General features: G+C 47.9%; 22 protein-coding genes and 3 tRNA genes. 10 read left to right on the plus strand and 15 right to left on the minus strand.

What is annotated here, in order from left to right:
- Positions 1-311 precede the first annotated feature (311 nt).
- The 4 genes from MSMTP_RS13240 to MSMTP_RS13255 form a co-directional block, all read right to left on the minus strand.
- Complete coding sequence (locus MSMTP_RS13240; protein ID WP_048180295.1) at positions 312-797, minus strand: hydrogenase maturation protease; 486 nt, start codon at positions 795-797, stop codon at positions 312-314.
- 115 nt (positions 798-912) lie between these two features.
- Positions 913-1,731, minus strand: a complete 819-nt coding sequence (locus MSMTP_RS13245) for a cytochrome b (RefSeq protein WP_048180298.1) — start codon at positions 1,729-1,731, stop codon at positions 913-915.
- A gap of 14 nt (positions 1,732-1,745) precedes the next feature.
- Positions 1,746-3,533 (minus strand): nickel-dependent hydrogenase large subunit, encoded by a 1,788-nt coding sequence (locus MSMTP_RS13250; RefSeq protein ID WP_048180301.1) that lies wholly within the window; start codon positions 3,531-3,533, stop codon positions 1,746-1,748.
- Between the two features lie 2 nt (positions 3,534-3,535).
- The gene (locus tag MSMTP_RS13255; RefSeq protein WP_048180305.1) at positions 3,536-4,690 is read right to left on the minus strand and encodes a hydrogenase small subunit; all 1,155 of its coding nucleotides are present in this window, start codon (positions 4,688-4,690) and stop codon (positions 3,536-3,538) included.
- A gap of 901 nt (positions 4,691-5,591) precedes the next feature.
- On the opposite strand from MSMTP_RS13255, the gene MSMTP_RS13260 reads away from it, so the two are divergent.
- The 6 genes from MSMTP_RS13260 (at position 5,592) to hypE (ending at position 9,918) form a co-directional block, all read left to right on the plus strand.
- A complete protein-coding gene (locus MSMTP_RS13260) occupies positions 5,592-5,789 on the plus strand; it encodes a hypothetical protein (protein WP_156153838.1) in 198 nt (65 codons plus the stop codon).
- A 296-nt stretch (positions 5,790-6,085) separates the two neighbouring features.
- The gene (locus tag MSMTP_RS13265) at positions 6,086-6,367 is read left to right on the plus strand and encodes a HypC/HybG/HupF family hydrogenase formation chaperone (protein WP_048180311.1); all 282 of its coding nucleotides are present in this window, start codon (positions 6,086-6,088) and stop codon (positions 6,365-6,367) included.
- Positions 6,312-7,487: a hydrogenase formation protein HypD gene (gene hypD / locus MSMTP_RS13270; protein WP_231582782.1), complete on the plus strand. Its 1,176-nt coding sequence runs from the start codon at positions 6,312-6,314 to the stop codon at positions 7,485-7,487. Before MSMTP_RS13265 ends, hypD begins: the two co-directional genes overlap by 56 nt.
- Positions 7,480-8,028 (plus strand): hydrogenase maturation nickel metallochaperone HypA, encoded by a 549-nt coding sequence (gene hypA / locus MSMTP_RS13275; protein WP_048180321.1) that lies wholly within the window; start codon positions 7,480-7,482, stop codon positions 8,026-8,028. Before hypD ends, hypA begins: the two co-directional genes overlap by 8 nt.
- Positions 8,029-8,127: 99 nt before the next feature.
- Positions 8,128-8,781, plus strand: coding sequence for a hydrogenase nickel incorporation protein HypB (gene hypB / locus MSMTP_RS13280; protein ID WP_048183591.1), 654 nt, complete (start codon positions 8,128-8,130; stop codon positions 8,779-8,781).
- Positions 8,782-8,796: 15 nt separating this feature from the next.
- Positions 8,797-9,918: a hydrogenase expression/formation protein HypE gene (gene hypE, locus MSMTP_RS13285; protein ID WP_231582783.1), complete on the plus strand. Its 1,122-nt coding sequence runs from the start codon at positions 8,797-8,799 to the stop codon at positions 9,916-9,918.
- A gap of 178 nt (positions 9,919-10,096) precedes the next feature.
- Here the strand turns inward: hypE and MSMTP_RS13290 are convergent, their stop codons facing one another.
- Positions 10,097-10,447, minus strand: coding sequence for a hypothetical protein (locus tag MSMTP_RS13290; RefSeq protein WP_048180323.1), 351 nt, complete (start codon positions 10,445-10,447; stop codon positions 10,097-10,099).
- 274 nt (positions 10,448-10,721) lie between these two features.
- Between MSMTP_RS13290 and MSMTP_RS13295 the strand changes: the two genes are divergently transcribed.
- Positions 10,722-11,240, plus strand: a complete 519-nt coding sequence (locus MSMTP_RS13295; protein ID WP_048183597.1) for a gamma carbonic anhydrase family protein — start codon at positions 10,722-10,724, stop codon at positions 11,238-11,240.
- Between the two features lie 166 nt (positions 11,241-11,406).
- A complete protein-coding gene (locus MSMTP_RS13300; RefSeq protein ID WP_156153839.1) occupies positions 11,407-11,868 on the plus strand; it encodes a ubiquinol-cytochrome c reductase iron-sulfur subunit in 462 nt (153 codons plus the stop codon).
- A gap of 150 nt (positions 11,869-12,018) precedes the next feature.
- Here the strand turns inward: MSMTP_RS13300 and MSMTP_RS13305 are convergent, their stop codons facing one another.
- Positions 12,019-13,245, minus strand: coding sequence for a DUF2252 domain-containing protein (locus tag MSMTP_RS13305; RefSeq protein ID WP_231582784.1), 1,227 nt, complete (start codon positions 13,243-13,245; stop codon positions 12,019-12,021).
- Positions 13,246-13,248: 3 nt separating this feature from the next.
- Here MSMTP_RS13305 and MSMTP_RS20030 point away from each other — a divergent pair, with 3 nt between their 5' ends.
- Positions 13,249-13,410 (plus strand): hypothetical protein, encoded by a 162-nt coding sequence (locus MSMTP_RS20030; RefSeq protein ID WP_231582785.1) that lies wholly within the window; start codon positions 13,249-13,251, stop codon positions 13,408-13,410.
- Positions 13,411-13,797: 387 nt separating this feature from the next.
- Complete coding sequence (locus MSMTP_RS19415) at positions 13,798-14,322, plus strand: hypothetical protein (RefSeq protein ID WP_156153840.1); 525 nt, start codon at positions 13,798-13,800, stop codon at positions 14,320-14,322.
- A 450-nt stretch (positions 14,323-14,772) separates the two neighbouring features.
- On the opposite strand, the gene MSMTP_RS13315 is transcribed toward MSMTP_RS19415, so the two are convergent.
- The 9 genes from MSMTP_RS13315 to MSMTP_RS13360 form a co-directional block, all read right to left on the minus strand.
- Positions 14,773-15,597, minus strand: a complete 825-nt coding sequence (locus MSMTP_RS13315) for a class I SAM-dependent methyltransferase (RefSeq protein WP_048180332.1) — start codon at positions 15,595-15,597, stop codon at positions 14,773-14,775.
- A 554-nt stretch (positions 15,598-16,151) separates the two neighbouring features.
- Positions 16,152-16,239 (minus strand) — tRNA-Leu (locus MSMTP_RS13325).
- A 109-nt stretch (positions 16,240-16,348) separates the two neighbouring features.
- Positions 16,349-16,436, minus strand: a tRNA-Leu gene (locus MSMTP_RS13330).
- Positions 16,437-16,709: 273 nt separating this feature from the next.
- Positions 16,710-17,510: a DNA-directed RNA polymerase subunit D gene (locus MSMTP_RS13335; protein ID WP_048180333.1), complete on the minus strand. Its 801-nt coding sequence runs from the start codon at positions 17,508-17,510 to the stop codon at positions 16,710-16,712.
- A gap of 83 nt (positions 17,511-17,593) precedes the next feature.
- Positions 17,594-17,974, minus strand: coding sequence for a 30S ribosomal protein S11 (locus MSMTP_RS13340; protein ID WP_048180339.1), 381 nt, complete (start codon positions 17,972-17,974; stop codon positions 17,594-17,596).
- Between the two features lie 2 nt (positions 17,975-17,976).
- Entirely contained in the window at positions 17,977-18,645 is a 669-nt protein-coding gene (locus MSMTP_RS13345; protein ID WP_048180342.1) for a 30S ribosomal protein S4, read from the minus strand.
- Positions 18,646-18,668: 23 nt separating this feature from the next.
- The gene (locus tag MSMTP_RS13350) at positions 18,669-19,151 is read right to left on the minus strand and encodes a 30S ribosomal protein S13 (RefSeq protein ID WP_082090623.1); all 483 of its coding nucleotides are present in this window, start codon (positions 19,149-19,151) and stop codon (positions 18,669-18,671) included.
- Between the two features lie 318 nt (positions 19,152-19,469).
- Positions 19,470-19,552, minus strand: a tRNA-Ser gene (locus MSMTP_RS13355).
- A 226-nt stretch (positions 19,553-19,778) separates the two neighbouring features.
- A complete protein-coding gene (locus MSMTP_RS13360; RefSeq protein WP_231582786.1) occupies positions 19,779-20,861 on the minus strand; it encodes an RNA-guided pseudouridylation complex pseudouridine synthase subunit Cbf5 in 1,083 nt (360 codons plus the stop codon).
- Positions 20,862-20,946 lie beyond the last annotated feature (85 nt).

Raw genomic sequence — 20,946 nt, forward strand, 5'->3', positions numbered from 1 at the left:
GAAAGTCCTGAATATAATTAATATCATAAACCAATCGATAAATAGCTTACCTAAAAAAAGAATATCGTTCGAGCAAAAGAAGAAAATGTCACCTATCTTTAGCAGGGGTTTTCCCCTCCATAAGGAGCTGATCTATTCAAAAAACAGCACCATGCCAGACCTTTCCAGAAAGCCATTATTTGCAAGTGGATGCCAAAATGCTATTACCCTTACATGCGGAAGGCCGCTCTCACGTCAAGGAAAAGAAAAGATTAATTCTGGAAAAAAGAAAAAGAAGGAAAAAAGCAGTTCCGGATCAAAACTGATCAGGATCAAAACTGATCAGAAACTTCTTCCCTGATCAACCGGACTGCCTCGTTTACGGCTTCAAGCACATCAGGGCTCATTTCCATTGTAATTTCCGTAGCCTGTTTTCCTATTTCTATGCCGAAGACCACGATTTCCGGAAGTTCCTGCACCTGTTCCCCTATCTTCAGGACATCGGATATGGTCATGTCGTGTACCGAAATGATGTCGTGGGGTGCAGTGCCTGCTATCAGGTCCAAGCCGGAAAGCCGGTGAATGGTACCTGCCCGGGCGCCGGTCAGGATCGCGTCAACAATTATGACTTTCCGGGCGCCATCCAGCAGGCTTAAAAGGTCCAGGCCGCAAACGCCAGCGTCTTCTACTTCAAGGCCGTCAAGCCCTTCAAGTTCCGTTTTTTTAAGGGCTTCAACAACCTTCAGGCCGACGGCGTCATCTCCCATGAAAGGGCTTCCGCAGCCCAGGATTCGGACCGGAGCATTTAATATAGACATATTCTCACGTCAACATAGGTATTCTGGTCAACACAGGTCAATTCAGGACGTTTTATTTTTTCGAGAGGGATATGCCTATATTAGCGGGATACGGCTATAAACCTCACTCTTGAATCTACTCTTTTGCGGCATCCAGGACTTTTTCGGATGAATCGTGCCAGACAAGCTCTCTGTCAGGCACGTTGTTCCTCGGTTCATGGCCCACGATATCAACGAAGTGCCTATCTGCAAGGTTTTCCTTTCCTGACCAGAAAATTGCCCTGTAGTACTTCCAGACATGGGGGTCGAATTCCAGGATCCCGATGTGCACCACCAGTTCAAAGACGAACCAGTAGGTCATGAGCAGGTGAATCGCCCTCATTAACTGCAGGGAAGACATACCTAAGAAAGGTGCCATCAGGTCCCCTGCCGAAAGGATCCAGGAGCCCACGGGAAGCCCGAAAAGAACCCAGTCAAGCTTGTACAGGACAATTCCCGAAACTGCAATGACCAGGATAGCAGTACCTTCCAGCACGATAAGGATCTTCATCAAGGGGTGAAGCTTTGTCTTGTAGTGCCCCTCGACCTCATCATAGATGGTAAATGCCGGGTAGTCACCCTTCCCGAAGAAATTTAACATTATTGCTTTCAGGCGCATTGCATCTTCAAGGCTGAAGATATACGTGTCCATGAAATGTTCCATTTTTGCCTGAACTCCGCCCTCACTTGCAGAGAAGATGTTGTAAGGGATCAGAATCCAGTTCACCGCAAGGAGAACCGGAACCATGATCATATGAAGAGCTCTGGCGTTGTGGAAGCTCATGAAGTCCCAGCCCATATAGATTTTTAACCCTGTCAGGATAAGCACTACCATTGCAAAAGCATGGGTGGTGTGAGCCACCCTGTCGAGTACCGTGTAGCGCTCAACAACCATAGGGTTGTTTTTGCCTCTCATGAAAGATCATCTCCTTATACGAGTCTTAAGGTTTTAGGAGCGTTTTTCCCGGTAAGGTCAATGGTGTGAACCGCACAGGCAACGCACGGGTCATAGGACCTGCCGATATGCAGGATGTTAACAGGGTTAGAATAATCGATACCGAGTGCGTTTTCCGCCGCATTGATCTTTGACCCGATCAGGGCCTGCTCAAGCGGACCCGGGACACCTGCACCGTCCCTCGGGGACATGTTCCAGGTACTCGGAACCACGGGCTGATAGCGGACAACCTTTGAGTTGCTGTCTGTGGAGACCCAGTGCCCGAGAGCTCCGCGGGGAGCTTCCCAGAGTCCCATGCCTTCGGAGTCCTTCGCCATGGAAAGGTCAGTGTGCACGGAAATCTTGCCGTTCGGGTCATAGTCAACAGTTACCCACTTAAGGAGCTCATTTGCGATAATGGCAATCTCCTGGATGCGGGCCACCATCCTGGTGTAGGTGTTTGCCGGAGAGTATCCGTTATCCTTGAAGGCCTGGGCCAGTCCGGTCACCAGGGGCTCTTTCATAGCGAGCAGGCGGGAAAGGGGACCGACTTCACAGGGTATGCCTTCATATCTCGGGGCCTTGCCCCAGGTATACCTACTCTCGGAGCCGCGGTCATAGCGGATTTCTGCAGGATCGCCTATTGGGTTTGTCTCACCCTTCGAGGGGTGAAGTTCCCCGGTATCTTCATAGAAAGCGTGTGAAACGCCTTCGGTGATCTTGCTGGCATCGAAGTTTTTGTATTCGAGGTTTCCGGTCACGATACCCGAGGTCTGGAAACGGTCGCCTGCCGGGCTGTTCGGATCGTACCCGTCCCCGTTTTCAGTCTTGTAGAAAGCGCCGAAAGCCAGGAAGTTGATCTTTGAGGGATCGCTATATCCGCCGGTACGGTCGTGTTTCAGGCTGGCCGGAAGCCCGAGGAGGGTTTCGCCCACAAGTTCGGAACCGAATGCGGCGTAGAATTCCGTGTCACCCCAGCCGGCTTCCCTGCTGAAGTTGTTGGAAGTGACGGTGCTGTCCACGAGCCCCTGGAGGTGCTCGAGCACGAAGTTCACGGCCTTCTGGGGAGAGCTTGCCTTATAGGTATTTTCAATCCAGGTCTCGAAGGGAACTCTTAAGGTGTAGCTGGAAACAAAGTCCATCACCTGAAGGTAATAAGAGGAAAGTTTGCCGATGTCTGCGATGTTTGGCTTGTAGGTGTACCCACCCGGGTAGGAAGTGACCTGGTGAGGCATCTTTCCACCGATGACTGCGATGGCTTCCTGAAGGCGTTTCTTTTCAGGGATTGCTGCAAGGTAGGAGCTGCCTGGCGGAATGGCATTCCCATCAATCCTGTAGCTGATAGGGGCAAACCTGCCCACAAGTTCCTTCCAGACAGCACTTCCGGTTTCTCCAAGAGGGGTAAGGACATTGCGGTAAGAGGGGTTTGCAAGGTCAGGGCCCCAGAGCACATAGACATGGGTTGCGTGGCTTGCAAGGGTGTTTAACGCCTGGTTGATGTTCCTTGCCACAAGAGCATCCTTGGGCACACTGTCAGCAACCCCGAAGAGCTGGTCAAGAGCATTTGCTGCTGCTAGAGAGTGAGAAGTAGGACAGACCCCGCAGATCCTCTGGGTAAGGAGAGCAGCGTCTCTGGGATCCTGGTTCTGAAGCATGCGTTCAAAGCCCCTGAACATCAGGCAGGAACTCTGAGCATCGGTGATTACACCTTCTGCATTAACCTCGGTGGACAGGCGGAGGTGGCCTTCAATCCTGGTAAGGGGATCGACTGTTACGTTTACCATTTTTAATCATCTCCTTTCATTCTGCGCACTGCATGTACACCTGCGGCAAGCACGGATGCACCGACTGCGGCTTTAGAGACGGTATCGATATTTGCCCCGAGGAACACGCCCTTGTCCTCAGCTTCAACATACAGGGGTCTTGCAGAATCCGGGAACCCGGGCTCCACACAGGCAATGCAGGGGGAACCTGCCTGGGTGCACATGCTTACGGAACCGTTCCAGCGGCGCAGGGCACAGTCCGAGTGGGTGTAAGGAGCTTTGCAGCCTAACTTCCAGAGGCACTTTTCCCCTCCGATTTCCGTATCGAATTCCCCGCGGTCGTAGTAGCCGCGCCGGGGACAGTTTTCATGCACCGTGTGCCCGGGGGGGAAGAATACTTTGGGTCTTCCAAACCTGTCCAGAGCGGAATTGAGGTCGTCGGGAATCCTGAGCTTTCCAAGGATTACCGCCCCAAGGGTCAGGAGGATCCAGTCAGGGTGCGCAGGACAGCCAGGGATATTGATCACAGGCTTGCGGATGCCAAGTTCCTGGAGCATGCCTTTGGAGCCGTCTTCTTTTGTGAACTGCACTCCCCTGTAATCGGTAAGCTCGGAAACGGCACTGTCTGCGGAGTTTATTCCTCCGTATGCTGCACAGGTGCCCACTGCAAGAATAGCGTTAGCGTTCTTTGCCGCTTTGGAAAAGAGTTCCTTGAAGGGCCTGTTCCCAATCACGCAGTAGCGGCCGGAACCATGTGGTCCGTTTGCGATTGCGCCTTCAACGATCAGGATGTAGTTGCCTTCTTCGATCAGTTCATCAACGAGGATTTCGGAGTTCAGCTCTGAGCTGTTTGCAGGCTTCCCATCCACGAAAAGTCCCTGCTGAGCAAGGAGGGTCTCGTGGTAAGCGAGATTAACGTTAAGCTTGGTAATCGCCTGGACAATGTCCGGGTTGCCACCGTTTAAGATGGATTCGGAACAACCTGTGCATTCCGCCCCATGCAACCAGACAAGCTTTGTCTCTGCAAATTCAAGAGCACTTACAATCTCCGTTTTGTACGTACCGAGAAATGCCGTTGCACCGACTGCGCCCACGGCTTTTAGAAAGGTACGCCTATCCATATTTAAAAAGTCCATACTCTCCAGTGTATGAACCAAATTTTTTTTTCCAATGACCATATTCTACCACATCTTGTTTTTTATATACCCAAACTATATGTCCGAAAGGAAAATGGTTCTTAAATATTCGTTGAAATTATATAAATCGTTATATAAATATGCAGATAATATTTGGAATGAGTAAATAGTATTTAAGTTTTTTTACATGAGAAAATAAATATATTTTTCTATGAAATGAAAGTTATAAGTATTCTTTTGAAAATATATGATTATGTTTAATTTAATAATGACCATCAAAGGACATGAATATACATAGAGAACCAGAAATAACCAGACGAGGAAAATCTAAACTTTTGAAATAATAATGATAGATTCACACTGATGCAAATAACAAAAATATAGAAAAAATGATTATTAAAAGATCTATAATTATATAGAAAGTACTAAAAAATCAGAAATAATTATTGAAAAATAACACCAAAAATAAAACACATATTTTAACATTTAAATGGATTCAATTCTGATTTCGAGAAAAATATAGGGGAAAAACCCCGGAAAAATTAAGGTAAAGATAAGGCAATAAAGAGGAATAAATTTTCGAGCAAATGAGGGAAATTTTCATTTATACCTCATATACACCTTTCAATACATGTTACATACCGTCCTCTTAATTCAGCTTACATACCTTTTCAATTCAGCTTAAATGCCTTTCCAGTTCCTCTGACGTACACTTCCAATTCAGCTTCATATTATTCTTAAAATGCCCGGAGCGCTCTTCCCTGTTAGGTCGAGGATATGGACAGCGCATGCAATACAGGGGCCGTATGACCTTCCAACATGGAGGATATTGACCGGGTTGGAGTAATCGATGCCGAGAGAGTTTTCCACAGCGTTAATCTTTGTTCCGATCAAAGCACGATATACATAAAAAATACAGAATTCTTTTGAAATGCAACGGAGCATGATAATACTATGTAAAATTTATAGTCCAAAAAGAGAAAACAAAAAGGTTATAAAAGAGAACTATAAAAATGCAGGAAATAATTTTGGGTATATATTTGTTTTAAAAAAACAGTGTGAAAGGTTTGAAGAAGGCTTTGCGGCATGCCATGTAGGCCTCATGCAAATGGTAAACTGCAGGGAAACCGCTAAACCTTGAGACATAAACGGTTATAAAGTGCAGAGAATACATAATATAGGGAGAACAGGGAAAATTACAATCTGGAGATAGGTGCAGGAACTTACCGGAAAAGTTACCGGGACTTACCTGAAACGGAACCGGGAATTTCTGAAAAGAGCCCGGTACTCACAAAAAAATCCAAAAATAAAAAAATCCGGCAAACCCCAAAGCCCGGGAAAGGGCCACACAGATTGTTTTCATGCATAAATATTTCTCACCTGAAATATGGTTCTCATACACTTACGGATTTTAAAAGAAAAAACAGCAGAGGTAACATGTGTATAGCTATTCCTGGAAAAGTTAAGGCGATCATCAATGAAAACACCGCCACCGTCGATATGGGTGGAGTCCGCAGAGACGTGAACATGGACCTGCTGGGAGGGGCAAGCGAAGCCCTGCTCGGGAAATACGTGCTGGTTCATGTGGGCTATGCCATATCGGAAATCTCCGAAGAAGAAGGAGAAGAAACCATGCGCCTCCTGAAACTGATGGCAGGGCTGGATGACGGAGAGCTCGGTTTTGAGGAGACCTTACCGGAAAACAGGGAAACTGATTGAAATGGCTTCCGAAAACCCCCAACCGAAACAGGGGATTCCCGAAATCGAAAAGAAGCTCCTGGAGAGAATCGAAGCCTCGGCCCGGCCGCTTCGCATAATGCACGTCTGCGGGACCCATGAGCGGACAATAGCGAAATACGGGCTTCGGAGCGTGCTCCCGGAAGAAATCGAAGTAATCAGCGGCCCGGGCTGCCCTGTATGCGTCACCCCCGAAGCAGATATTGACATTGCAATCGCCCTGGCAAAGAGCGGGGCAAGCGTGGTAACCTTTGGGGATATGATGCGGGTCCCGGGCTCCGCGGGCAGCCTGCTGGACGCAAAAGCCGAAGGTGCGGACGTGAGGATGGTCTACAGCATAGACGATGCCGTAACCCTCGCGGAAAAAAAGCCCGGGCAGGAAGTGGTCTTCTTAGGGATAGGCTTCGAGACCACGGTCCCTGCCAATGCGGCAACCCTCCTTCGGGGCGTGCCTGAAAACTTCAGCCTCCTTGTTTCCCAGAAGCGGACACCTCCGGCAATAGGACTGCTTGCCAGGGACACCGAAGTGGACGCCTTTATTGCCCCGGGACATGTGGCAACCATCATCGGGACAAAACCTTTCGAGCCCCTTGCAGAGCAGGGTTTCCCCACAGTCGTGAGCGGGTTTGAAGCGTACGATGTCCTCCTTGGGATTTCCCTCCTCCTGGCCCAAATTGAAAAAGGTGAAGCAAGGGTTGATAACGGGTATCCGAGGGTCGTTAAGCCCGAAGGGAACCTGATTGCCCTGAAAATGATGGAAGAGGTTTTCAAGACCGCGGATTCCGAATGGAGAGGCATCGGGAATATAGATAGTTCCGGGCTTGTCCTGAAAAAGGAGTTCGAAGAGCAGGACGCAGCAAAGAGGCATGAGGATTTCTATGCAGCCGCCCTCGGAGAAATCGGGAAAAAAGCCGAAGGCAGAGATAAAAAGCGCTGCATCTGCGCTGCTATCCTTACCGGAAAGGCAAAACCCCCCCAGTGCCCGAACTTTGGAAAGGACTGTACCCCAAAAACCCCTGCAGGTCCGTGCATGGTCAGCCAGGAGGGCATGTGCTACAACTGGTTCAAGTATGCCAGGACAGGAGGCAGCGGGCGTGCATGAGTACTCTATTGCCTGCGAAATCTTCGAACAGGTGATCGCTACCGCCAGAGCCCACGGGGCATCCGAAGTCAAGGCCGTGACCCTTCAGATGGGAAGGCTGACCCACACGAACCCGGAACAGCTAAAGTTCTGTTTCGATGTCCTTGCAGAAGACAGCATTGCCAAAAGGGCGGAATTTTTGGTGGAGATGATCCCCCCAACCGTAGAATGCGAGTGCGGATACATGGGTACTGTCGATACCCCCGGAAAGCCAGCTGGCAAGTCTGAAGAGGACAGAAGCGAAGGAGGGGGCAAAAGCGGAAGCGAAAATGGAGACGAAAACAAAGCCGACGCTGAAAACGAAACCGGACTTCAACAGAGCGAACTGCTGGAATACGTTGCAGCCCTTAACTGTCCAGCCTGTGGGAGAGCTGCCCGAATTACAGGAGGACAGGAACTCATCATTAAGACGATAGATATAGAGACCGAACCCGAAGCTGAGCCTGAAGCTGAAACTGAAGTTGAAACTAAAGCTGAAACTGAACAAGGAAACCGGGCTTGAAAAACCCTTGATCATGATAATTTCAAAGTTAATTTCATCCACAAACGATTTTTAAAAACAATATTTACAAATAATTTTCAGAAGTGATTTTTCATGTTAATGCACGTAATCAATGTGGGACACGACGTCTTTAAGGCAAACGACAAGCTTGCCGAAAAAAACCGGAAGAGCCTTGACAAGCACGGGGTCCTTGCGGTGAACATCATGGGAGCTATAGGCTCCGGAAAGACCACCCTGATCGAGGAAGCCATCAAAGCCCTCAAGGACAAATACAGGATAGCAGTGATCGCAGGGGACGTTATCGCAGAGATGGACGCCTCCCGTTTCCGGAAACTCGATGTGCCGACCGTCCCTGCAAACACGGGAAAGGAATGCCACCTGGACGCTAAACTTGTCGAGAAAGCCCTGAAAGAAATCGACCTCAAAAACACCGATCTCCTTATAATCGAAAACGTGGGCAACCTGATCTGCCCCGTGGACTTCAAGCTCGGGGAACACCTGAGGATAGTCGCCGTCAGTGTGACCGAAGGAGACGATATCATCCTGAAACACCCCATGATCTTCAAGACCGCCGAACTTGCAGTGATAAACAAAATAGACCTTGCGGCGGCTGTTGATGTTGACCCGGAAAAGATGGTCGCCGATATCCAGGCCCTGAACCCCGAAGTCCCCATTCTTCTGACCTCAAAACATTCCAGGGAAAGCCTTGACCTGTGGGTAGGTGCAATTGAAGCAGGGCTCGAAAGCAGATAAGGAAAAAGTAAGCAGATGGGACGGGAAAGAGCCTGGAGAAAGCAGGAAGAGATAAAGCGGAAAAAAATTGAAAAAGAGGTCAGTATGAAGTCCACTACAATTACTCTGGAACACGGGGCAGGCGGAGAAGTGATGCAGGCTCTGATAGGCGAAATCATCCTGAAAAACTTCAATAGCAAGAGCGCAGGCTCGGTGGGGCTCGAGAGCCTGGACGACGGCTCCACGGTCAAACTTGAAAATTTTGATTCGAATTCCGAACTGGTCCTGACCACGGACAGCCATGTGATCATACCTGCTTTTTTCCCGGAAACGAACATAGGCAGGTTGGCCGTTGCAGGCACAATCAACGACCTGACGATGATGGGGGCAAAACCCCTTGCCCTGACCTGTGCGGTCATTGTACCGGAAGGTTTTCCCATGGACGACTTTGAAGCAATCATCAAAACCATGGCCGTCACGGCAGCCGAAGCTGAAGTCCCGATCATCACGGGAGATACCAAGACCGTGGAAAAGGACGCTCTTGATTCGATCATCCTGAACACCGCGGGGCTCGGGATAACCGCAGCAGAAATACCCGTAAGGGACTCAGGACTTTCCCCGGGAGACAAAGTCCTGGTCACGGGCACCATAGGTGACCACGGGATCTCCCTTATGGCTCACAGGGAAGGCTTTGACTTCGATACCGACCTGGTCTCGGATTCCGCACCCCTCTGGAAGCTTATAGAACCCCTCCTTGAGCTCAAAACCCCCGAAGGGGCAGCAGTCATAACCGCCATGAAAGACCCGACCCGCGGGGGGCTTGCAAACGCCCTCAACGAGATGGCGGAAAAGAGCGAAGCCGGAATCCTCCTGGAAGAAGAAGACATCCCCTTCAAGCCCGCAGTCTCCGCAGCCTGCGAGATGCTGGGCCTCGACCCCCTGGAAGTCGCAAACGAAGGAAAAGCCGTAATAGGGGTAAAAGCCGGCTTCGAAGAAAAAGTGCTGGAAATCCTGAAAAAACACCCCTACGGAAAAGATGCTGCGGTCATAGGGGAAGTGACCTCCGAAAACAAAGGAGAAGTGGTCCTCAGGAACCGCTTCGGCGGCATGCGCTACGTTGATGTGCCTGCAGGAGACCCCATTCCGCGCGTGTGCTAAAATTGAAAATATTGAAGATATTATAAGTGGCCGATGTTCCGGCGGAAATTTCCCGAGATGCCGGGGAGATTCTTCCCGAGGATCTTCCCGAAGACACCTCAGGCGATTTCCCCGATAATATTCACCCAGATTTAAAAAATATATTTGTAAGTTTTCTCATTTTTATTTTTCATTCTTATTATACATCCCTGTGAAGGCGGCATCCCCTGTAAAGGACATCTCTCAGGTAAATAGTGTATAAAACGAGGTCTTTAACAAGGCTCGGACTGAGATCCTCATCCAGTTCAAAATCCAGTAAATTGTCCCTTAGTTTTTCAAAATTTTCGGGATCTTCCGATTTGAGGTAGTCGCAACCTTTCAATAAAAGAAAAAGTGCCCTGCTGTGTATATCAAAACATGCCTCTCTGCTTATTTCCCGGTTGAAATTAAGAGATGTTAAAACCTCGGAAATAGGAGAGTTAAGTTCAAGCAGCACATTGCTCAAAGCATCAAAGTCTATGTTACTCGCACCAGTATTTTTTACAGCCATATTCTTTATAAAGTATTTTGAAAAATAAAAATATTTCTTTTCATGTTATAAATATTTGTAATGTGTAGCTGTTGGAAACTGCAAGGACCGCAAAGAAAAGTCAAAAACAAAATTAAAATATAAAATATGTAACAGGTATCTAATTGTCCTGCGTATAATTATCCACATAACTGCAACGGTAATGTGTCCAGGGGTGTTTATGCCCCGGCAGACACCCGAAGAACCAATAATTAATGAAAAGCATGCATGGAGAAACTTGACAGGAGGAGAGACAATGGTTATAATGGAATTTAAAGACAAAATCCCAAAAATCTCCGGAACAGCTTTTGTTGCGGATTCTGCGGATATAATAGGAAACGTGGAGATCGGGGATTTATCAAGCATCTGGTTTAATGCGGTGATCCGCGGGGATGAAAACCGGATAAAGATCGGAAACAGGACCAGCATCCAGGATAACGCGGTTATTCATGTAGACACCCATGACGGGATTGAGATAGGGGACAACGTGACAGTCGGGCACGGAGCGGTAATTCACGGATGCAAAATAGAAGATAACGTGCTGATAGGAATGAATGCAACCGTTTTGAATGGGGCTGAAATCGGGAAAAATTCCATAGTCGGAGCGAATGCCCTCGTGTCCCAGGGGAAGAAATACCCTGAAAGCAGCCTTATTATCGGGGTCCCGGCGAAGGCAAAAAGGGAAACTAACGAAGCAGAGATTGAGGGAATAAGAGAAAATGCAGCGGAATATGTTGAACTGGCAAAAGAGTACAGGGAAGCAAGCGGTAAGTGATGAAAAAAAGGCCAGGGAGTAGCCCGGAAAATTAGCGGATAGACCACTAATTTTTTTTAAAAGTTGACAGGGTGTTTGCTAGATAACCGAAGGTTTCTTTAATAACCCTTAAATTTAAAATTGGGAGTGACGTTAACTACTACTTACAAAATTAGAAAGTGATACAATGGGGAATAGAAATCTACTCAAAGTACCGATACTTGTAACGATGCTGCTTATGTTAAGCCTTACAATAAGCGGTTGCGCAACTCTGCAATATGTAAGCCAGGAACCCGAAATAACGGAAGAAGTATATTCGATCTCAGGGAACACGGTTGAGCTTTCCTTAGACCAGGTCCCTGAACTGGCAGAAGTAGGCAATGCAGTCACCATAGTTGATGAAGGGCTGCCCACATACATGGTAATAGCCAGGACCGGAGAAGACAGCTACGTGGTTGCCTCCAGCGAGTGTACCCACAGGGGCATGGCCCTCTCCTACGAGCACGACGAAAAGGTCTTCAGATGTTCATCCCTGGGGCATTCGGAATTCAACCTGGACGGATCTCCGGGAGAAGGGTTTACGGAAGAGCCTTTGAGGATATACGAACACTCAATTGAAGGAGATCTGATGACAATATCCTTCGAATAAAAGCCGAAAACAATTCATTCCTTTAGCACGGGGAGCCGGTCGTAATCAAGGGTCGGCAAACCCGCCATTCATGTCCTAACAGTCAGGCAAACTCATCAATTAAGGCACACACAGGCACGCCCAGGCACACACAGGCACGCCCGGGTACACTCATATACCTTTCTCGACTGTAATTTTACCGGACTCCACAGCCTCCACCAGCATCTTATAATCACGTTCGTTCTGGTCAGCGTAAGCCACGGCAAAGTCAGCGATAGCCCTGGGAAGTGTCTTACCTTTGCCGATGTATCCCGAGATGGCAGACGCATCTCCGGTCCTGGCATGGGCTCGGGCAAGGCAGACACTGCACACCTTCAGGTAGGTCTCCAGGCCTTCTTCGTCCAGGTCAGCTACGTCCATCGAACCTTTCATGTCTTTCAACTGGCGCCAGTAATACTGGACACCTGTCAACGGACTCTCGTGCCATCCCAGGAAGATGTCACTTGCAGCCTGCATCAGGCGCTGTCCAACCACCACACGTTCCGCATAGCTGCCATAGTCCCTCTTTGGGAGGTAAGGCTCCAGGACCGACGGCCCTGCCTCTTTCAGCTGCAAGATCAGCGCATCACCTTCAGCACCCCCTTCCAGCAGGACGATAAAACAGCGCGTACCGACACTGCCAACGCCGCCCACCCGCAAGGCCACGCCCGAGATCTGGAAGCGTGAGAGGAGCAGACGCCGCTCTTCCGACAGGCTGCTCAGGTAGTCCTTCCACATCTTTTCGACATCTTTCTCGGTTATCTGGGCTTTCTGTTCCTCGGTAAGCAGCTCGCTCAGCCGCACCAGGAGCGGAGGGTCATTGAGGATCCGCCGCCGCCCATCAACTACCTCGGTGAGCTTTTCCAGGGTCTGCTCGTGCGTATGCTCACGAGCCTTCTTGACCATCTTCCGAGCGCTCTTTCCCGCTTTTCCGGAGGAGCGCTGAAAGGCTTCGAGGACCCTGTCCACCTCCACGTGGAAATACCACACGTCCAGGGCCGATGCCCGGGCGAGGCGCAGCATGGCATCCTGATAGGCAGCGGTGACTGTCTCTGCCAGTTTCCGGTTCACCTTGTCGCTAAACCCATTATTCCGTCCGGCAACCACTGCGCTTGCTGCCAGGCGCTTGAGGTCCCACTCCCAGGGACCCGGATAAGCCTCGTCAAAATCATTGACGTCGAAAACCAGATTCCTCTCAGGCGTTGCAAAGACGCCGAAGTTTAAGAGGTGGGCATCGCCGCAGAGCTCCACCTGCAGCCCAGTCACCGGCGTTGAAGCAAGGTCTGCCGCCATCACAGCCGCCGAGCCTCGCAGGAAGGTAAAAGGCGATTCCAGCATCCGCCCATATTTAATGGGCAACAAATGCTCCAGACGACCTTTATCCTGCTCCTGAAGCAGGCTGACCGGATCGGGACGGTCAGGGGCGGGCCCCCAGATCCCGTGACTGCTGCGGGGAGCCTCCCTGCGCAGCGCCTTACCACTCTCCCACCTTTCCAAACGGGTAGACATCCTTTCATTGAATGACACTTATAAACCCCCCAATAATTCAGCGCCCTCTTTTCGAACTTATTTGTCTGCTATAAATGCTGATTATTTATATACTGGTTAATATAAAAATTAATCATTTTCGTGTTTTGCATGAAGCGTGAGGAAAATGCACCCCTGGCATTTCATATTCTTCACCGTTGGGCCACCTATTGAGTGAAACACTTCGACAGGATGTAAGCTAAAACCTCAGTACAGTATAATAAAGATCAAATAGTAAAGCACCCAATCTAAGGAAAAAAGTAAAAACCTGATGAAGAAGTGTATGGAAGCAAAAATATGAAAACAGACCCGATTGTGCAAGAAGAATTATGGCGTTCGGTTGCAGTATACTTTTTTTCCCTTTTAACCATTGGGGCCCTGAATTTGAAAGGATATATCTCAATTGGGGGGATTGAAACTATTCTTCTGGCCTTTCTTATAACAGCAGTCCACTTCTCACTCATGGTCAGGTACAGAAAAAAAGAGGGCCTGATCGACTCTTCGATCTTCTCAATAATTGGCTACATTTTTCAATCAGGGTCACTTGAGAAAGGAAAAACCAGGTGTTCAGCCTCGGGGCAAAAGTCCCGGATCATTCTGGCTGTTGCAATCTTCGCATACATTGTTTATCTTGATGCGTCCGTAAAGTACGGGCTGGACCAGATCATCTGGCCACTGGTGCTTGTCTTTTTCGGAGCTTCCCTTTCAGAAGTTGTTTTTTCAGGAGGGAAAAAAGACCATGCCGACCTACTTAAATGGGGAACTTTCTACGCAATAACCTCGGTTTTCGTATTTGCCCGCTATCTGGTGCTGGGCTACCCTGTTTTACCGGTCCTGAAGGGAGCCATGATTGTCGGGACCGTATTATTGATGTTCCTGCTTTTGATGCAAAAAAGGAGCGCCACATGAAAAAATATATGAGGAAGAAAATGGTTGTCCTGCATCCTTCATTTGATATTTTTAAGCAAAAAAGAGTATAGCTTGCTCTGAACCCTTAATTATGCCCCATACAACCGGAATTAGTAATCTCACGTCATTCTTGTCTCCTGGCGCCGAAGGCGGCTGGCTTTTACAGAATAAAAAATAATAAAAGAGAAGAAGAAAGATGAAGAGAGAAGAAAAAAGAGAAGAAGAGAGAGAAGAAGAAAGATGAAGAGAGAAGAAAAAAGAGAAGAAGAGAGAGAAGAAGAAAGATGAAGAGAGAAGAAAAAAGATGAAGAGAGAAGAAGAGAGAGAAGAGGAAAGATGAAGAGGAAAGATGAAGAGAGAAGAAAAAAGATGAAGTGAGAAGAAAAAGAGAGAAGAAGAGAGAAGGAGAATAGGTGTAAAATTCATAATATTTCCTTCATAGTAATTGCTTTATTTTTCAATAAATCCATAGGCTATTGAGCCAGGGCTATTATTACCATAGTAATTTTTAATTCTCAATCTTTCAAATTCGCCACTACCAATTCTCTCTTTGATAACAACTCTTTTTTTACAAACACGTAATGCGTTCAAGACGATTTCCTTTGTTAAAGGTCGGTGTTCTGCAAAAGGTCGTAAAGAATTTATTGAAGCTGACTTTTGATTTGGGGTGCGAAACATAGGGTCAAAATATACCACATCAAAAGTATTATCCACTTGATTTAAAAGGTACTCTTCATAAGATGCATTTAATACTTCTATTCTATTCATTAAAATTTTAGTTTGAACATTCACATTTTCATAGGTGTCTAAACCATTTTTAGTTAAATAGGCAATGTACTTGCTTACTTCAATTCCTACAACCGTTCCCTTTTCTCCGACAGCACAAGATGATACAATAGCATCTGAAGCAAGACCTAATGTACAGTCCAGTACACTAAATCCGGGTTGTAGTTTCATGGCTTTCAGCATAGGATTTTCAAACCCCTGGCTAATTGCTCTCAGCTTAAACTCAGCCATGTTCGGATGCCAGAAGAGTACACTGTCAGCCCCCTTTAAAGTAAGTCTATCCCTCCCAACAATTAAAAAGCGCTCAAAATTATGTTTTTTTATCATTTGACTGACTGTATAATCCCCCCTTTGGATATATACAGCATCCAGTTCGTTGGATATTTTTAAGGCTTTGTCTATAAGATGTTGTTCCGCTTTTCTTGATGTTGTAACTGCAACTTTCGTCAACTGGCTATGTTTGGAATTTGGATCGTTTTTTATATCCATTATAATTCACCTCCATAAATAGTAAAACAAAACGGTTTTAGGGAGGAATAATATAAACACAAATTACAATTTTATGATATACAGGCTTATTGCTGCCTATTAATATAATCTTCATGTTTAGTAATTTATAATGGTAAGGGCACAAGTTATCCAAGTTTATCCTCTAATATAGTAGATGTTGTAATAGTTAGTTTCCTTAGTTTTCCAACTCTCTTGGAAGGGTTATACCTTTATCGGCCACTTTTGTAAAAAATGTATTAAATGAATTGAAATATTAAAAAATTAGAAAATTAACCTAAGTATAATTTTAAAGAGCGGCGTCTTTTAGAGATACCTATATCCCAAAAATTTAGTGTGAGGGATGGGATTCGAACCCACGAGCTCCTACGAGACCAGGCCCTCAACCTGGCGCCTTTGACCTGGCTGGGCAACCATTGCAATTCTATTTTTGGCACAACATGCACCTTAATGAAGACGACACACAGACTCTAAATAGATGGGATAAAATTTTTAGAAAAAATGCATTTTAAGAGAATAACACTTCAAAGAAAGTTTGGTGCGAGGGATGGGATTCGAACCCACGAACTCCTACAAGACTAGGCCCTCAACCTAGCGCCTTTGACCTGGCTGGGCAACCCTCGCTCTTCGATTTTGCGCCTTAATGAAGACGACACACTGAACTGTGAATGAATTGAAACAAGGCTTTTAGGAAAAACGTATTTTGAGAAAGAATAACACTTCAAAGAAAGTTTGGTGCGAGGGATGGGATTCGAACCCACGAACTCCTACAAGACTAGGCCCTCAACCTAGCGCCTTTGACCTGGCTGGGCAACCCTCGCTCTTCGATTTCTGGCGCAGCACGCACCTTGCACTCCCTCACAATATCAACGATTATATATAAAGATTTCGAGCCGTGAGGAACGGTAATAATAATTGGCGGAAGACTCCGCATGGAACTGAATAATTCCGAAGGTGTTCAGGGCCCCTAAGGGCCTCTAATAGTTTCTGAAAACCCCCGAAAACATCAGAATTTCCGGGGCCGGAGAGTAAACAGATAGCATATACTCTACCGACCCGGGAGAAGGGTATGAACCGGCTCTTAAAGCACGGGCTCAGAGCTGATCCAGGATACTGATGAGTCCTTCGGCTTTGCCTTTAACCACATCAGAGGCGTGCAATATAAGGTCTCTGGCGGTATAGGAACCATCGGATTCCATGGTAAAGACAAAAGCGTTTTCATCGTAGTTGACCTTGATGGCGTTGATGTCACATGCCTTTTCACAGAGTCTGCAAAGAGAACACTTGAGAAGATCCTCTTCGGGGACCATTGCCCCGGATTCTTCGATCCGGATGATGCTCTTGGGGCATTCCGCCGCACAATGTCCGCAAGCGTCGCAGTTCTCAACGCTTATAATCGGCATGTTTTTATAGCCGCATGCAATGCCCGCCTGCCACTTCACGCTATCCCTGCCGTAGCCCATATGAGCTATGGCCTCGAGCACGAGTTTCTGTCCCTTCTTCAGCTCGACGATCGAGATGTTAGCATCTGCGGCCTGCACCAGAGGGTCGGAAGAGATAAGGTCTCCGGAATGAACAATCGCCGGACCTTCGGAACTCAGGGTAAGGGAGACCTCACAGGCAGGGCAGCCTTCGCCTCCACAAACCATGCACTCGGCTTGAGGCACATACGTCTCAATGTCTGTTACAAGCGGGATTAAGGACAGACGGAGAGCCAGCTGCTCGTCATAGAGTACGGAGGTGTTGTCGTAGAGATTTACGTACTCGATCGCAAGGGTAGGGACATCGGCGATCATAGCGCGCCGGATGCCGTTAGCAAAAGCCATGCCGACCTTTGAAAGCACAAACTTTGCAGATCTGTCCGATAACTCCAGAATGTCTACTTCCATCGTCATATACCTTAATTTCCCTTAATTTCCCTTATTTTCCTTATTTAGACCTTCAAAAAAATAAAAAATTTGAAGGTTTTGCTTTTCGCTTATACACGCCTTCCGCCCTTAGGGCGGGTACCGTCATGCGGGACAGGGGTCACGTCTTCGATCCTGCCGATACGAATCCCCGCCCTTGCAAAAGCCCTGATTGCAGCCTGTGCACCAGGACCCGGGCTCCTCTGCTTGTTCCCACCGGGAGCTCTTACCCGGATGTGGATACCATTGATGCCCTTGTCCCTAAGCTGGTCTGCAAGCTGGCCTGCCATCTGCATAGCAGTATAGGGAGAACTTTCGTCCCTTGCGGCCTTTACGACCATTCCACCAGAGGACTTTGCAATGGTTTCAGCCCCGGTAATGTCCGTTACCGTGATGTGCGTGTTGTTAAATGAGGACTTGATGTGGGCCACAGCCCATTTCATGTCTGCCATGTTTATCTCCTCCCTCTCCTCTTACCGCCTCTGCCGCCTCTGCCGCCTCTGCCGCCTCTCTCTGTTTCCTTTGCCTTCTTTTCCGCAGCAACAGTCTTGAGAGTAGTTTCACGGTCTGCAAGGTAGGCTGCAATCTGAACAGGCCTTTCGGGATGAGATTCGCTAATAAGGGGAGAAGAACCGTAGTAGCCAATGTTCATTTCGTCTTCCCTTGTGACCAGCATTCCCGGTACGGTGGCTTTCCTGCCGTTAACAGAAATGTGTCCGTGGGTAATGAACTGGCGGGCCTGGACAACAGTCCTTGCAAGCCCCATGCGGAGGACCTGAGTCTGGAGTCTCCTTTCAAGGATATTCTCGGTCTTCAAAGAAAGGATATCGTCAATTCCAGAGTCCTGTTTGATAATACCATAACGGATGAGCTTTGCGAGGATCTCTTCAGACTGGGTCTTCAGGTGCCCTTCCAGTCCATCTTCCTTGCTTTCCGCAACCTTTGCGAGCAGGTTCCTGGCTTCGGACCGGTACATCCTGAGCATACTGGCCGCTTTCCAGACTTCCCTTTTGTTCCTGAGGCCATATGCCTTGATCAATTCGACCTCTGCAGCCATCCTGGCTTCCTGCCATGGGTGTCTGGGAGTCTCGTAGCTCTTCTTCTTTTTACCTGGATATGCCATTTATGTCACCTCGACTAAGGAAATCACTTTTTCCTGCTAACCCCAACGGTTGAACCGCGGCGGCCGGTGGATTTTGTCCTCTGTCCCCTGACTTTCAGACCTCTCTCGTGCCTGAGACCTCTGTAGGCACGAACCTTCTTCAGGTTGTTAATATCCTCTCTGAAGGTCATGACGATGTCCGTTCCGAGCAGGTGCTTGTCTTCTCCGCTAGTGGGATCATTTCTCCTGTTCAGCATCCAGGCCGGGACATTTGTCTCGAAATTCCCGATTGCAGAGTCGAGTTTTTCCACGTCTTCGTCGGGCAGGTATCCAAGTACAGCATCGGGGTCAACCTCTGCTCCCTTCGCAATGAGCTTTGCAGTACGCCTCCCAATTCCGGGAAGACCAGTCAAAGCATACTGCACGGGTCGCGACCCCTGCAAGTCGGTATTCATGATACGAACAAGATGCCTTAGTTCTTCGTTATGTTCTTCTACCATATACATCCTCCAAGATGTAAACAGCATCCTGTAGCCCCCGGTCGAATACCCATAAATGAATATGCGAAAACTCAGGAGCAGCTCTCAAAAGGAGCTTCTTTACAGTACATACTGATGAGTTCCTTTACATGCCACTCCAGTATATAAGGTTATCTGCAAGCGCTTTCCAGACAGGTACAAACCTGAAAACAAAGATAGAGAAGAAACAATGAATAAAAATTAAAAATGAATTGAAAATGAATTGAAAAAAGCAGGGAATTGACAAAAAAATTACAAAGAAATTGATAAAATTTACCAGGAATATCGGACTTTCAAACCATCCTGAAAAACATAAAAAAATGTAAGCGCCGAGGGGGAGATTTGAACTCCCGAGGGGCTAAGCCCCACAAGCTTTCCAGGCTTGCGCCCTACCACTAGACTACCTCGGCACATGCCTCATGGCACGACTTATGCTATAACGGAATAGTGATATATAAACCTTATTCTAGAAACGGTACAGGATAAAGGATTTTTTAAGGATTAGATAAAACTTCCCCTTCATTTTTTATATTTTTATCTGGAATGACCCACATTTTAATCCTTTATACTGCCCACTTTTAATCCATAGATCCTTTTTATCCTTTTTTATCCTGCTTTACCCGGCTTTGTCCCGAATTATCCTTCTGTATCCATTCCCGGGTCAGCTTCCATTTCCTGATCTGCCGCTACCTTCCCCTCTTCTTTACTTATCCAGCCCTTCGGGTAGGTCCCGATATCCAGCATCACGCGAATGGGGATGGCTGCAATTCCTGTAGAGGCGCCCATAATCTCTTCGGTGCTCATATCAGCTTTTGCAAGGGCAACAATTTCCCCTTTCAGGGTAAATAAACCTGTGAGTTCCCCTTTCTTGAGGTCGGAGTCAAGGCTAACAATCCCGGGCACCGCAAGGGAAGCCCCGGAACAAACGGCATCTACAGCGCCATCCCGCAGGATAATTTTTGGGAGGTGAGACAATGCGCTTTCCATGGGCCTGACCACCCGCCGGAGTTCGGACTCGTCCCCGAATTCCTTCCAGAAAACATAGGCGTCTTTCACGTCCTGGAGGGTCACAAGGGTCTCTTCCGTAAACGGGCCGGCTTTTGTTCTCCGGAGTTCCTGCATATGTCCGCCGCAACCAAGGGCCATCCCTATGTCGTGACAGAGTTTCCGAATATAAGTCCCGGCCTCGCAGCCCACACGAAAGAGCACATACATCCCTTCGATTTCAAGCAATTCGATATAATAGATCGTGCGTACCCTGAGAGCCCTTTTCACTGCAGACTTGATGGGAGGCATCTGATAGATGGGACCGGAAAACTCCTTACAGACCCGCCTGATTTCCTTTGCCGGCACGGGCCTGTGCAGCCTCAAGAGGCAGACGTATTCCTTACCCGAAAGGCGCAGTGCCGGAACCCCTTTCGTGGCTTTCCCGAGGAGTGTTGGAAGAAGCCCCGATACCTTCGGGTCAAGAGAACCTGAATGCCCGGCCCGATTCACCTCCAGGATTTCTTTGACCCAGGCAGCAACCTCGTGGCTGGTTGGTCCTTTAGGTTTGTCGATGTTTACGACACCTTTCTCGATGTACTCGCGGATAGGGCGCTTTTCGGGAGGGCAGCCATAAGCGGGATTGGTGTAAGCCCTAGCTTTCCTGATAAGTTCCCTTTCTTTTTCAGCAGGCAGTTTACCGGAAGTCGAAGACATGATACTCAAAAGCTCCATGAAGCATTACTCAGACTTAAAAGCTGCGCCGCCCGGTGACCACCGAGCTGGCAGACAGAGAGAAAACGAAATAAGTAAGAAACAT

Origin of the sequence: Methanosarcina sp. MTP4, assembly GCF_000970045.1 — an archaeon.
GTDB lineage: Archaea > Halobacteriota > Methanosarcinia > Methanosarcinales > Methanosarcinaceae > MTP4.

What these genes read in the sequence shown, in the direction of transcription:
- MSMTP_RS13240 (WP_048180295.1), bottom strand. Translation starts at nt 797, where the DNA reads ATGTCTATATTAAATGCTCCGGTCCGAATCCTGGGCTGCGGAAGCCCT.
- MSMTP_RS13245 (WP_048180298.1), bottom strand. Translation starts at nt 1,731, where the DNA reads ATGAGAGGCAAAAACAACCCTATGGTTGTTGAGCGCTACACGGTACTC.
- MSMTP_RS13250 (WP_048180301.1), bottom strand. Translation starts at nt 3,533, where the DNA reads ATGGTAAACGTAACAGTCGATCCCCTTACCAGGATTGAAGGCCACCTC.
- MSMTP_RS13255 (WP_048180305.1), bottom strand. Translation starts at nt 4,690, where the DNA reads ATGGTCATTGGAAAAAAAAATTTGGTTCATACACTGGAGAGTATGGAC.
- MSMTP_RS13260 (WP_156153838.1), top strand. Translation starts at nt 5,592, where the DNA reads ATGATAATACTATGTAAAATTTATAGTCCAAAAAGAGAAAACAAAAAG.
- MSMTP_RS13265 (WP_048180311.1), top strand. Translation starts at nt 6,086, where the DNA reads ATGTGTATAGCTATTCCTGGAAAAGTTAAGGCGATCATCAATGAAAAC.
- hypD (WP_231582782.1), top strand. Translation starts at nt 6,312, where the DNA reads ATGACGGAGAGCTCGGTTTTGAGGAGACCTTACCGGAAAACAGGGAAA.
- hypB (WP_048183591.1), top strand. Translation starts at nt 8,128, where the DNA reads ATGCACGTAATCAATGTGGGACACGACGTCTTTAAGGCAAACGACAAG.
- hypE (WP_231582783.1), top strand. Translation starts at nt 8,797, where the DNA reads ATGGGACGGGAAAGAGCCTGGAGAAAGCAGGAAGAGATAAAGCGGAAA.
- MSMTP_RS13290 (WP_048180323.1), bottom strand. Translation starts at nt 10,447, where the DNA reads ATGGCTGTAAAAAATACTGGTGCGAGTAACATAGACTTTGATGCTTTG.
- MSMTP_RS13295 (WP_048183597.1), top strand. Translation starts at nt 10,722, where the DNA reads ATGGTTATAATGGAATTTAAAGACAAAATCCCAAAAATCTCCGGAACA.
- MSMTP_RS13300 (WP_156153839.1), top strand. Translation starts at nt 11,407, where the DNA reads ATGGGGAATAGAAATCTACTCAAAGTACCGATACTTGTAACGATGCTG.
- MSMTP_RS20030 (WP_231582785.1), top strand. Translation starts at nt 13,249, where the DNA reads ATGCTCCAGACGACCTTTATCCTGCTCCTGAAGCAGGCTGACCGGATC.
- MSMTP_RS13315 (WP_048180332.1), bottom strand. Translation starts at nt 15,597, where the DNA reads ATGGATATAAAAAACGATCCAAATTCCAAACATAGCCAGTTGACGAAA.
- MSMTP_RS13335 (WP_048180333.1), bottom strand. Translation starts at nt 17,510, where the DNA reads ATGACGATGGAAGTAGACATTCTGGAGTTATCGGACAGATCTGCAAAG.
- MSMTP_RS13340 (WP_048180339.1), bottom strand. Translation starts at nt 17,974, where the DNA reads ATGGCAGACATGAAATGGGCTGTGGCCCACATCAAGTCCTCATTTAAC.
- MSMTP_RS13345 (WP_048180342.1), bottom strand. Translation starts at nt 18,645, where the DNA reads ATGGCATATCCAGGTAAAAAGAAGAAGAGCTACGAGACTCCCAGACAC.
- MSMTP_RS13350 (WP_082090623.1), bottom strand. Translation starts at nt 19,151, where the DNA reads ATGCTGTTTACATCTTGGAGGATGTATATGGTAGAAGAACATAACGAA.
- MSMTP_RS13360 (WP_231582786.1), bottom strand. Translation starts at nt 20,861, where the DNA reads ATGGAGCTTTTGAGTATCATGTCTTCGACTTCCGGTAAACTGCCTGCT.